This window comes from Phycisphaeraceae bacterium (genome assembly GCA_019636735.1).
Taxonomy (GTDB): Bacteria; Planctomycetota; Phycisphaerae; order Phycisphaerales; family SM1A02; genus VGXK01.
This window is the reverse complement of sequence record JAHBWY010000010.1, coordinates 50391-62447: the sequence shown is the minus strand read 5'-3', so window position 1 is coordinate 62447 and position 12057 is coordinate 50391. Positions and strand designations below refer to the sequence as shown.

10 protein-coding genes are annotated in these 12057 nt (G+C 65.3%); 8 read left to right on the top strand and 2 right to left on the bottom strand.

Annotated elements, in window-relative coordinates; genetic code table 11:
* The first annotated feature begins 24 nt into the window (after nt 1-24).
* A complete protein-coding gene (locus KF724_12770) occupies nt 25-1485 on the top strand; it encodes an MBL fold metallo-hydrolase (protein MBX3356562.1) in 1461 nt (486 codons plus the stop codon).
* 153 nt (nt 1486-1638) lie between these two features.
* Here KF724_12770 and KF724_12765 read toward each other — a convergent pair whose 3' ends face one another.
* Nucleotides 1639-2490 (bottom strand): ParB/RepB/Spo0J family partition protein, encoded by an 852-nt coding sequence (locus tag KF724_12765; GenBank protein ID MBX3356561.1) that lies wholly within the window; start codon nt 2488-2490, stop codon nt 1639-1641.
* 375 nt (nt 2491-2865) lie between these two features.
* Here KF724_12765 and KF724_12760 point away from each other — a divergent pair, with 375 nt between their 5' ends.
* The 6 genes from KF724_12760 to xylA all read left to right on the top strand — a co-directional run bounded on the left by KF724_12760 (nt 2866) and on the right by xylA (nt 9601).
* Nucleotides 2866-3087 carry a hypothetical protein gene (locus KF724_12760; GenBank protein MBX3356560.1) on the top strand — a complete coding sequence of 74 codons (222 nt, stop codon included), beginning with the start codon at nt 2866-2868 and terminating at the stop codon, nt 3085-3087.
* A 42-nt stretch (nt 3088-3129) separates the two neighbouring features.
* The gene (fliD, locus tag KF724_12755; protein ID MBX3356559.1) at nt 3130-5880 is read left to right on the top strand and encodes a flagellar filament capping protein FliD; all 2751 of its coding nucleotides are present in this window, start codon (nt 3130-3132) and stop codon (nt 5878-5880) included.
* Nucleotides 5877-6341 (top strand): flagellar protein FliS, encoded by a 465-nt coding sequence (locus tag KF724_12750; protein MBX3356558.1) that lies wholly within the window; start codon nt 5877-5879, stop codon nt 6339-6341. The genes fliD and KF724_12750 overlap by 4 nt, the downstream gene beginning before the upstream one ends.
* A gap of 155 nt (nt 6342-6496) precedes the next feature.
* Entirely contained in the window at nt 6497-7210 is a 714-nt protein-coding gene (locus KF724_12745) for a YceI family protein (protein MBX3356557.1), read from the top strand.
* 108 nt (nt 7211-7318) lie between these two features.
* The gene (locus KF724_12740; protein MBX3356556.1) at nt 7319-8248 is read left to right on the top strand and encodes a hypothetical protein; all 930 of its coding nucleotides are present in this window, start codon (nt 7319-7321) and stop codon (nt 8246-8248) included.
* 39 nt (nt 8249-8287) lie between these two features.
* Entirely contained in the window at nt 8288-9601 is a 1314-nt protein-coding gene (xylA, locus tag KF724_12735) for a xylose isomerase (GenBank protein MBX3356555.1), read from the top strand.
* A gap of 12 nt (nt 9602-9613) precedes the next feature.
* Here the strand turns inward: xylA and KF724_12730 are convergent, their stop codons facing one another.
* Nucleotides 9614-10609 (bottom strand): hypothetical protein, encoded by a 996-nt coding sequence (locus KF724_12730; protein ID MBX3356554.1) that lies wholly within the window; start codon nt 10607-10609, stop codon nt 9614-9616.
* A gap of 130 nt (nt 10610-10739) precedes the next feature.
* Here KF724_12730 and KF724_12725 point away from each other — a divergent pair, with 130 nt between their 5' ends.
* Nucleotides 10740-12056: a hypothetical protein gene (locus KF724_12725; GenBank protein ID MBX3356553.1), complete on the top strand. Its 1317-nt coding sequence runs from the start codon at nt 10740-10742 to the stop codon at nt 12054-12056.
* Nucleotide 12057: the final 1 nt, after the last annotated feature.

Sequence of the window (12057 nt, the reverse complement as noted above, 5' to 3'; positions counted from 1 at the left end):
GCCACCCGCATCGGTTCCTCCACCGTGTCCGCTTCGCCCACCATCACTCTCTTCGGCGCTGCGGGCGAGGTCACTGGCTCGTGCACCCTCATCGAGTGCGTCGCCGGCCGTGTGCTGATCGACTTCGGGCTCTTCCAGGGGAACATTGCGGAGGAGTGGCGCAATGCCGAGCCGCCCGACTTCGATGCTTCGCGCATTGATGCCGTCGTGGTCACCCACGCCCATGTCGATCACTGCGGTCGCCTCGGCATGCTGCCGCAACTTGGATTCCGCGGTCCCGTGCTCTGCACCGAGCCGACGGCTCGACTGCTGCCTCGAGTTCTGCGCGGCTCAGCCTCGCTCCAGGCGACGCGACTCGAGGAGTTTCGCAAGGGAACGGCACCCGTCGCGCGGGTGATCGACCCGGCACCGCCCGCGGAAGTGATCGAGCGACTGACGAGAGTGGTCGAGCCGCCGGTCATCTTCGATCACGCCGATGCCGACATCATCACGGCGCAGATCGAAGCGCTCGGGTATGGGCGCTGGCGCGACATTCGTCCGGGACTGCGGGTGCGGCTTCACGATGCAAGTCACATCCTTGGTTCTGCCTCGGTGGAAGTCGAGTGCGCCGCGGGCCCGGCTGGCGGCGTGCGCCGTGTGCTTTGTTCCGGTGATCTCGGGCCGCGATCACAAACGGTCCTTCGCGCTCGTGCCGCGCCGCCCGCCGCGGATGTCGTGGTCATGGAGTGCACGAACGGATCCAAGCGCTTCGGTCCGATCGCCGAAATTGAAGAGATCCTGGGGGCGGTTCTCGAGCGGGCCGCAGAGCACGAAGCTCGAGTGCTGATGCCGACCTTCAGCGTTGGGCGCGCGCAGCAGTTGCTGCATCGCATCGCGCGACTGCGTGCACGAGGACGACTCCACTCGCTTCCCGTGTATGTCGACTCGGCGATGGCCGTCTTTGCGTCGGAGCTTCATCAGCGCCACCCCGACTTGTTGGCTGATGCGCTGCGACAGGAAGTGCTTGATGGCGGGGCGCCGCTCCACTTCCCCGAACTGCACTACCTCTATTCACGAAAGCACTCGCTCAAGGTGCAGCGCAAACCCGGCGCCGCCGTGATTCTCGCCGGTAGCGGCTTCTGTGATGCTGGGCCGATTCTCCACCACCTAGCGGGCGCCATTGAAGACCCGACGACAGAAGTCGTACTCAGCGGACACCAGATTGAGGGCACCCTCGGCCACGGCCTCGCGCATGAGGCGAAGCGAGTGCTGATTGGAGAGGACGAACTGATCGTGCGAGCGAGCTGCACGCGCGTTGAGGGTCTCTCCGGGCACGCCGATCAGACGGAGCTCCTTGAGTGGCTCCACTCCATGTCCCCCGCTCCTGGATTGGTGATCTTGAATCATGGTGTCGAGCGTGCGCGAGCTACCATCACTCCGATGATCCGAGAGATCGAGGGCGTTGAAGTCGCATCACCTCGATTGACCGCGCAAGTGCCGATCTGACCCAGAGTCTTATAACGGTTATCTGGTGTATCGTGGGGGGTTTGTGGCCTGCTGCGCGTCCCCGCGATCTCTATGCATGCCATTGGCGGCCAAGCTCACATGGCATTCGTGATTGACCGCGTCAGTTCACCGAGTGCAAACCGATTCCCGAGTTCACAGCGCGGCTGATGACGGAACGCCAAGCCTCGCGAGGATGCCGTCAAATTGCTCGAGACTGTGGAACTCGATGGTCATGCGACCAGCACCCTTCTTACGGCCAAGCTGGAGGTGGACCCGCGTTCCCAAAGTTCGACTCAATTGATCCTCCATCGCAGAGAGATGGGCGGATCGAATCGGCGCAGGCGATGTTCCACGGGAAACACTCTTCGATTCAGCCCGATCGGACGACCGTTGAACCTCGCGTTCAAGTGTGCGTACCGACCACTCTTCCATGATCGCAGTGTCGGCCAACAGCGACCTAGTAGCCACATCCTTGATGCCGAGGAGTGCCCGCGCGTGGCCAGCGGAAAGCTTGCCGTGTCGGACCAGGTCGAGCGAGCGACCGTCGAGCTCGGTGATTCGAATCAAGTTGGTGACCGTGACCCGATCCAATCCAACGGCATCGGCGATCTGCTGGTGGTTCAGGCCAAAGTCCTCTCCAATCGACCGTAAGCCAAACGCTCGCTCGGCGGCGTTCAGATCGTCTCTCTGGATGTTCTCGATGAGCGCGAGTAGAGCGGATTCCTGGGTGCTGACCTGGCGAACGATCGCGGGGATTCGCGATCGACCCAGGCTCCTGAACGCTCGAAGGCGGCGTTCGCCAGCAATCAGCTCGTATCTCGGTCGCCCATCCTCGCTCTCGACTGGCCGAACAACAATCGGCTGAATCAAGCCAGCGGACTTGATTGACTCGGCAAGCTCGGCGATCGACGCTTGTTCGAAGGTATCTCTCGGCTGGTTAGGATTCGGAACGATTGAGTCGATGTCGAGATCCTGCACCCTCGGACCCTGATCCTCTTGCGTCAACGGAGTGCTGCTTGGGCGTGATGTTCCACGGGGAACATCTGCCCCAAGATGCGATCCTCCAGATGACCCAAGATCGGGCGCCGTCGGAACGACGGGGATCAACGAGCCAAGCCCACGACCAAGCCGACGAGTGACCGATGGACGGCCGACCGACTCCTTCGCATCCATGCGAGATCTCCAATCTCTTGTGTGTTCCACGGGAAACATCGCCATACGCCGATGGCGAAACGACACCTTCGGATCATAACAAGGCAGCTGCTCCGTGGCTCTGGCGTCGATCCCATTCTCTTGCCGATCACATACTCGTTATAAGACTTTTGTATCGGGCCCCTTCGACTCAACTCGACCCCTCGGCCCGCCGATGGCATCACCATCGTGGATCACGACCTGAACAACGAGTCTGCGTTCCTCAACGGATCTCCCTCGCAACTGTCGATGAACCTCCTGCAGGCTTCGGCGCTCGACGAGACCGTCGTCAACGCTCGTCGACGGTTTCGTCGAGTGCTCGCTGCCTGGGCGGGGGACCTCTTGGTCCTGTCCGCCAAAGAGGGTCGCACCCCACGCTGGCGCGACGCGAGCACGGCCCGCGCCGCATGACCGTCCGATTCACCCGCGGCCGCAGATGGAGGCATCCAAGGCGTGAGCAGCATCGGCTCCGGAATCGGCATCGCGAGCGGACTCGACATCTCGTCGCTCGTCAAGCAGATGCTCGCGGCCGAGACGCAGCGACGCGTTCCGTTGCAGCAGCGCCTCGCGCAGATCGCCCAAACCCGCGCCGCCCTTCAACAGACGCGCTCCTCGCTCCTTGCCCTTCGCAACAGCGCGTCCACTCTCGCGCTGCCCTCGATCCTGAACGCGACTTCGATCTCTTCTTCGAATCCAAGCGCCATCGTCGCCTCATTGATGACCGGCGCCACGGCCTCGATCGGTTCCACATCGATTCTCGTTCGCTCGATGGCCAGCGCGTCACGCATCGTCTCCGCCGCGATCGACAATCCCAACGCGGCGCTCGGCGCACTCGGCGGTCTCGTCCGCTTCGGCGGGGGACAGCTCACCGACGATCGTTCGCTGTCACTTCTCAACGGCGGCGCGGGAGTCGAGCGTGGTCGAATCAGGATCACGGACCGAAGCGGCTCAAAGGCCACCATCGATCTGCGCGACGCACAGACCATTGACGATGTTCTCCGTGCAATCAACGAGGCATCTTCGATCTCCGTCGACGCGCGCCTTCGTGCCGACGGTCGCGGGATCGAGATCGTCGATCTCTCGGGCGGCTCAGGCACCTTGCTCATTCAGGAGTTCGGCGCTGGTGCTACCGCCGCGTCGCTCGGCATCCTCGGCAGCGCGGCGAGCGGTCTCCTCGTCGGCAAGACGATTGCCACGCTTAGTGCGTCGACCCCGCTGCACTCGCTGAGTGGTGGTGTCGCCATCACCAATGGCGCACCCGACTTCGTGATCGCCGTCGATGGAGTGGAAGTGAGCGTCGATCTCGGCGCCGGGGCAGGGGGTGTGCCGCCCCGCGCGCAGACGCTCGGCGAAGTGATCGAGCGCACGCACGCGGCGCTGGCCTCTGCGGGAGTCGGGGGTGCGCTCACGATCTCGATCGCACCCGGCGGGGATCGCCTTCGAGTCACATCGTCCACTCCCTCCGAGATTCACTTTCTCGCTCCTCCGGGAATCGCATCAGGGCAGCCGGGGGTCATTCACGCGCTTGGGCTGCCTTCATCCATCCCGCCAGGTGACGGCCCGACGATGACGACAATCGTGGATGGCGATCGACTCATCGTCGGCATGCACGATGTCCTGCTGAGTCGGCTTGAAGGCGGCACGGGCCTCGTTCTTGCGGGTTCGCTGAAGCTCTCGGATCGCGCTGGACGCAGCATCACCATCGATGACTTCAGCGGTGTCGACTCGGTGCAGTCGCTGATCGCTCGAATCCACGAGGCGATCTCAACTGTGCCCGGCATGTCGATCTCCGTCTCAGTCGACTCAAGCGGAACACGCCTGCGATTCGCGGACACCGCACCGGGCCCCGGCGTCCTCAAGGCAAGTGGAACCATCGCCGAGACACTGGGTCTTGCCGCCCTCACTTCCTCGGGCGCAAGCGCCAATGGCGTTCTGCAATCGCGTGACCTCCGCAGGGCCGACATCGGGTGGGGGACTTCGCTCAGCGCTTTCGCGAGCGACACTCCGTCCGGATCTCTGCGCATCACCGCAGCCTCGGGCGCCACGGCTCTCATCGCCGTGTCCAAGGACATGACGGTCGCCGATCTCGCTCAAGCGATTGCCAAGTCCGGGCTTCCGGTCTCACTCACCATCAACGCACTCGGTGACGCTGTGGAAGTGATCGATCACTCCGGAGCGACCGGCCCGCTCTCCATCGTCAATGAGTCTGGCAATGCCGCGACCGCACTCGGTCTCGCCGGCACTTCTCTCAACGGCCGAATCGACGGCACGCGAAGCGTCGCCTTCAAGCTCACTGGAAGCGAGAGCGCCGCGCAACTCGCGGCCCTCCTCAACGGATTCGCCGGCGTCTCCTCGGAGATAGTCACCAATGACGACGGGAGCGCGGCGTTGATGGTCACGGCGTCTCACACTGGCGCGCGGCACGGTGTGAAGCTCGCCATCGATGGCGTTGATCTCGGCTGGTCAACCATCACCCAGGCGCGCGACGCGCGGGTGCTCGTCAACGCGCAGGATGGCAACGGCACGCTCGTCACGAGCGCGTCGAACATGCTGAACGACATCATCCCTGGAGTGGCCCTAGAGTTGAAGGGCGAGAGCAGTGAGAACATTCTCATCGCGGTCGAAGCGTCGCTTCAGCCGCTGAAGACCTCGCTTGCTTCCTTCGCCGCGCTGCTCAACGCGGCCCTCAATGGGCTTCACAGCGGAACAGCCGTTGATCCCGAGGCCGGTACACGCGGCGCTCTCTACGGAAACTCCCTCGCCACGCGCATGCGCGACGCCCTGCGCGCGTTGGTCGGCCGAACCTTCGGCCCCGATGGTCGACGCCTCTCGTCGCTCGGAATCACGCTCGGCGCCAATGGCGGGGTGAACATCAACCAGGCGGCGCTCGAAGAGGCGGTAGCGGCGGACCCCGACGGCGTTCGCGCCATGATCGAGGGACCGCAGGGGCTCTCCGCTCGAGTCGAGTCGCTGCTCGCCACGCTCGTCGAGCCCGGAAGCGGCGCGATCGATGGCGATGACGCGCGGCTCGAGCGCGTGGCGGGGAACGCCAGCGCCCGCATCGATCGCATTGACCAGGCCATCGAGCGCCGACGAACCGTCCTTCTCGCGCGCTTTGCCGCCATGGAATCGACCATTGAACGCCTGCGATGGCAGCAGTCGACACTGCTCTCCATCATGGGCTCGCTGGGATCTCGCTCATGACGCAGGCACATTCATCGGGATCGAACCTTCCCGCCAACCACTACGCAGCCTCCAGCCTGATCTCGGCCGATCCAGTTCAGCAGCGCCTCATGCTGCTCGACGGCGCCATCGCCGCGGCGATATCCGCGGCCGACGCCATCGAGCGCAACGCGCTCGACGAGGCCCACGACCGCGCGGCCATCTGCCGAGGCCTGCTGCTCGAGCTGACCACCATGCTCCGCACGGAAGCGCCGTCGCCTGTCGCGGGGGCCATGAATGGCTTGACTGTCTACCTGCACGGGCTGATGGTCCGCTGCACCACGCAACGCGAAGCGGCGCACGCTCGCAATGTGGCGCGCCTCCTCGAGAGCGAGCGGAACGCGTGGGCGGATCGACTGCGCATGCTGCCTCGAACGGGGGCTACCCCCGAGCCGGCGCGCGGTGCCGCGAGCCCCACTCGCCGGGCAGACGCCGTCGCGTAGTTCGCCCTGCGAATCTCGCAACATCCAGAGTCCCTTCGGCGGCGAATCCTGCACGGCCCCGGTCGGTATCGTGGGGCTCGAACGCGGCAGCGGTCCTGCCGGGCCGGCATCTTGCACGCCGTCACACTCGCATCCCATCACTGGAGACCAATTCCATGACGAACCAACCCCTTCCCACCTGCATCATCCGCACCGCGACCGCCAAGCTGCGTCGCCATCCTGCGCTCGTCGCCACTGCGCTGCTCGGCACAGCGGCCGTTGCCGTCGCCGGGGCCATGGCGTCGAGCTCCCTCCGTTCAACCACGATCGCTGCGGTCGTTCCGGCTGTCACCGCGGCCCCGGCGCACGCGGCAGCGGTCGAGACCTTCAAAGTTGACACCGGCCACTCGACGGCGCTCTTCCGAGTGCAACACCTCGGTGTGGCGTACTTCTGGGGACGCTTCGATACGGTCACGGGAACGATCAAGTCCGACAGCGCCTCCGCCGACGGTCTCTCCTTCGACATCACCATCGATGTCAACAGCGTCAACACCGCCTCGACGCCGCGGGACAATCACCTTCGTGCGCCCGACTTCTTCAGCGCTCGGGAGTTCCCGACGATGACCTTCAAGAGCACATCGGCGAAGAAGGTTGACGGCAACTTCTACGATGTCACCGGCGACCTCACGATGCGCGGAGTGACCAAGCCCATCACCGCGCGAGTGGAGTGGACCGGCACAGGGGACAAGGGCATGGGACGCAGGATTGGCTTCGAAGCGACCTTCAACATCAAGCGCAGCGAGTTCGGCGTCAGCTACGGCGTCGAGAATGGTGCGCTGGGTGACGATGTCCGCGTGATTGTGGCGCTCGAAGGCATCTTGGAGCAGTAATCGGCTTCCGCTCGATCTTGAGCGACATTGGGTCCGGCACTGATCGCTGCGAATGGGCGACAGTGCCGGATCTCTTGGAATCCGCTCACTTCCTGCGACGGCCCCGCCATGCCTCAGCAGATCGCCATTCATGGAGTGCTCATCCCCGCGGCTGCGGGTGGAGCGCTCTTGCTTCTTCTCCTGCTCATCGATGCAGTGCTGCGCATCCTCGCGGGGCGCCGCGCTGGCGGAGGCGGCGGTGGGGCGGCGCGGAAGTTCCTCTCCTGGCTTGAGGTCCGGGCGTCCGGATGGCTGGCGATAGTTCCAGCGATGGCGCTCGTCTTCATTCTCAGTTTCCATGCTCGGCAGGGACTTCGATGGCCGCCGCCCACGGCATGGGAGTGGTTCGCGCCCGCTGTTGCGGCGATTGCGCTCGTGGCGTGGTTCATGCCGGGCTGGCTTGCCGCGGCCGGCGCGGGCGCCATTACGGGGTGGGCGCTCCTGGTCCCGGGACTCCGCGACACCAACTCGCGGATCGGGATCGGCGTGTGCGTGCTGCTTCTCGCGCTCGTCCTCGTCTTCCTCTGGCGCAAGGGTGGCGCGGAGCGGCACTCGCGAACCTCCCGTGCGCTCGCATGCCTCACGGTCGCTGTTCCCTTCGCCGGTCTTGCAGGCGTCGTGATTGCGAGCGGATTCGAGAAGCTGACCACGAACACGGCTGCCCTCGCGCTCTTCGCGGTCGTCGCCGCACTTCTCTCACTGATCTTCGCGTCGGTGCGCGCGAGTTCCGCGCTGGCACCGCTCGTCGCGGCGCTCCTTGTCGGCATTGCGGTCATCGGCGCCGGGTACGGTCCTGAAGACTTCCCCTTCTGGCACTGGCCCGTCGCCGTCGCGGCGCCACTGGCCGCTCTCGTCGCGGAAGTGCCGCCAGACCTCTGGAAGCGCCGGCCCACTCTTGCCGCCGTCGTCCGACTTGGCGCCGTGTCACTCGTCGCATTCGGAAATGCCGGCGCCGCGCTGGCTCCGTTGATTGCGCGCGGCGACTTCCCTCCGCCCTGATCCGTCGACCGCGCGGCGCTCGCGTAGCCTGCACGCGCCATGGCGTACTTCCCGGAAGTCCCTCGACTCTCGTTCAGCGACCCCGCTTCGAGCGATCCGCTGGCGTTCCGCTGCTACGACCCCGATTCGGCTGAGCTCATCGAGGGTCGCACCATGCGCGAGCATCTTCGCTTTGCCGCATGCTTCTGGCACACGATGCGCAACGGCCTTGCCGACCCCTTCGGCGCTCCGACCGCGATCATGCCGTGGGAGCGAGGAGGCGACACGATCGATGATGCCAAGCGGCGCATCGACGCCTTCTTCGAGTTCCTCGTGAAGTGCCGCATCGACTTCTGGTGCTTCCACGATCGCGACATCGCTCCCGAGGGTCGCACGCTCGCCGAGAGCGAGCGCCACCTTCAGGCCGTCGTCGACCATTGCGTCCAGCACCAGCAGGCGACGGGTGTGCGCCTCCTCTGGGGCACTGCGAACCTCTTCTCCCACCCGCGCTATGTCTCAGGCGCCGCCACCTCTCCGCAGGTTCGCGTCTTCATGCACGCCGCCGCGCAGGTGAAGCATGCCATGGAGGCCACTCAGCGTTTGGACGGCGCCGGTTTCGTCTTCTGGGGCGGGCGCGAGGGCTACACCACGCTGCTCAACACCGATGTCGCGCTCGAGCAGCGACACCGCGCACGCTTTCTGCGGATGGCGGCGGAGCACGCGGATTCCATCGGCTTTCGCGGTCGCCTCTACATCGAACCGAAACCGAAGGAGCCCTCCACGCACCAGTACGACAGCGATGTCGCGGCGACCCTCGAGTTCCTCCGCGCCTTCGATCTCTTTGATCGCTTCTGGCTCAATGTGGAGACGAATCACGCCACGCTCGCCGGGCACACGATGGAGCACGAACTCACCATGGCCGCGGTCGCCGGCCGACTTGGCTCGATCGACGCCAACATGGGCACTCCGAACCTCGGTTGGGACACCGACCAGTTTCCCATCGATGCTTCCCTGGCCACGCGCGTGATGCTGGTGGTGCTCGGGGCGGGCGGCCTCGCTCCCGGCGGTCTCAACTTCGATGCGAAGCGTCGCCGTGAGAGCTTCGAGCCTGTCGACCTCTTCCACGCGCATCGCGCCGGCATGGACGCGTTCGCGCGCGGCCTTCGCATGGCCGCGGCGATCAGGGCGCGAGGTGAACTCGACTCCTTCCTGCGACATCGATATCGAAGCTGGGCCGACGATGAAGGTCGTCGAATCGACGCCGGTACCATGTCACTGGCCGACTGCGACCGGATCATGCGCGAGGCCCCGGAACCCACGCTCGAAAGCGGTCGTCAGGAGTGGCTTGAGTCACTTCTCGAAGAGGCGAGGTGACCACCCGCCCGGTCACGGAGCCCGCGCCGAAGGCGGCGCCACAAATCGATAGGTTCCCTCGTTCTCCCTGGCGATGCGCTCAAGGAGCGGTCCGCCACTCGGGTCATGGAACGCGATGGTGCAGATCGAGATGTTCCTTCGATTCGCGGCCCTGATCTCAGTCGCGGCGGACTCCGCAAAGATGCCGTCGCTCATCAGGAAGATCGTGTCCGGTGCCAGCCCGATCGCATACTTCATCGCCTCGGTCGGGTCGGTCCCTCCGAGCGGCCGCTGCTCGTCGATCCACTTGCTGTAGCGATCGATGGTGGCTGGAGTCGCGCGGACGAGCGCCTGCGCGGGCATCGGATGCGACTCGTGATCGAAGAAGATCACGAAAAACTCGCCATCACGGGGCAGGGCACGAATGGACTGCTTCAGTTCGTATCGAGCATGGGCAAAGCGATTTCCCGTGCTCATGCTGCCGCTACAGTCGATGACATAGACGACGCGCGATCCTCGCCCCGTGACTCCCATGAAGGACGGCGCATCGCCACGGCCGCCGCCACCCGCCGTCGAACCTCCCGACGCCGCGCCTCCGGCTGGTGTCACCGCCACCGGCGTAGGCTCGGCGACCTGCTCCTCCGCGGCGGTGAACCCGATGCGCACCGGCGCTCTCGATGCAGCCGCGGCAGGCGACGCCGGCGCACTCGCCGCCGGCTCGGCGCTCTCCGAGTTCGTCTCTGCGCTCGCGGCGAGATCACCTGTCGAAGCGCCCCCACCTGTCCCACCGCTCGCCAAGAAGCCAGCGCCACTTCCTGGTCCCGCACCGATGCCAACACCAGTTCCGGTGCCACCGCCCTCGCCTCCGCCACTCCCACCGCCGGCCGTTTCGCTGGGCGATAGAAGCAAGAGCGCCAGCAAGACAAAGAGCGCAATCGCCATCACTCCCAGGCGCCGCGCACCTTGTCCATAGGCGCGCAGGATGACCCAGGGGGGAGGTCGAGGTGGAAGCTCGGCAACGCGGCTCATGCGGGCTGTCTCGAAGCATCCCATCAGACCGACACGCCGGATAGACGGCTCGGTCCTCGTCGATTTCGCGGCGCGTGTTTCCCTCCGCAAGCAAGGTGAAACGCCGCCCGCTCGCTACCTTATACGCACGGTGGCACGCAAGCTTCTGGCGCAGCTCACCTGTCCTCATTGCTGGCACCGATTCCGGGCCGATGAGATGCCATGGGTCGCCACGCACCCCGATCTGAGGGGCGACTCCAAGCTGACCGCCGATGATGGAGTGCGGTTCCTGCCCTCGCGCTTCACGGCTGCGGGCGATGCCATCGATCCCCTCGGAAGCATCTGTTCGGAGATCGCATGCCCACGCTGCCATCTCACCATTCCTCAGGTGGCCCTGGAGCGGCCGCTTGTCATTTACTCAATTGCCGGGCCGCCGGCGGCTGGGAAGAGCTGCTTCCTCGCGGCGGCGGCCACGGAGTGGCGTCGTCGCTGCGCCACGCACTTCGCCTTGGCGATGGTCGATGCCGACCCGATCGCCTCGGCACCGCTCGCTCGAAACGAGGCGATGCTCTTCATGCCGAGCCGCACGGACGAGCCGGTGTCAATCGCCAAGACTGAACTCGCCGAGGGGCCGTATCGCTCGGTGCAGCGCGAAGTGGGCGTCAGCATGCTCTTGCCTCGGCCGTTCATCTTCATCATCAGGCCGCAGGGGCGCCATCCGAACGCCGCCGCCGCGGATCAATGCGCTCACCTGATGTGCCTCTACGACAACGCAGGCGAGCACTTCCGTCCCGGCAGCGACTCCGTCCTTCAGCCCGGCACGCAGCACCTCGCGCACGCAAGCGTGCTGATGTTCCTCTTCGATCCGACACAGGATCTTCGCTTCCGCGAGATCCTCGGTGCCGTGAGTCGCGATCCACAGATCACCAACGGGCAAACCTCCGACCTCCAGGAGCGCCTGCTCATGGAGATGGCGCAGCGGATCCGTCATCACTCGGGCCTGCCAGCCACTGAGCGCCTGCGAAAGGTGCTCATGGTGCTGGTGGGCAAGAGCGACACCTGGTCGAAGCTCATTCCCGAGGACATCGAGAGCGATCCCTACTGGGTCAAGCGGCGTGGCGATCGCGAGCTTGGCTTCGTCGATGTGAAGCGCGTCGATCGAGTCTCGGCCGCGGTGCGCGAGATGCTCGTTCGCTTCGCACCGGAGTTCGTCGCCACCGCGGAAGATGCGTGCGAGCGCGTCATCTACATTCCCGTGAGCGCGTTCGGGACCAGCCCGCAGCGCGACCCAACCACGGGTCTCCTGACCATCCGGCCGCGAGACATCCAGCCGCGCTGGGTCACGGTCCCCTTCGCGTATGCGATCGCTCGCTGGGGCACCACGCTCATCGGCAGCAACAAGAGCGCAGGCTCGCCGGATGCCCTCGACTCGATCCAGTCCATTGTCGAGGCGGCACGGAACGCATGAC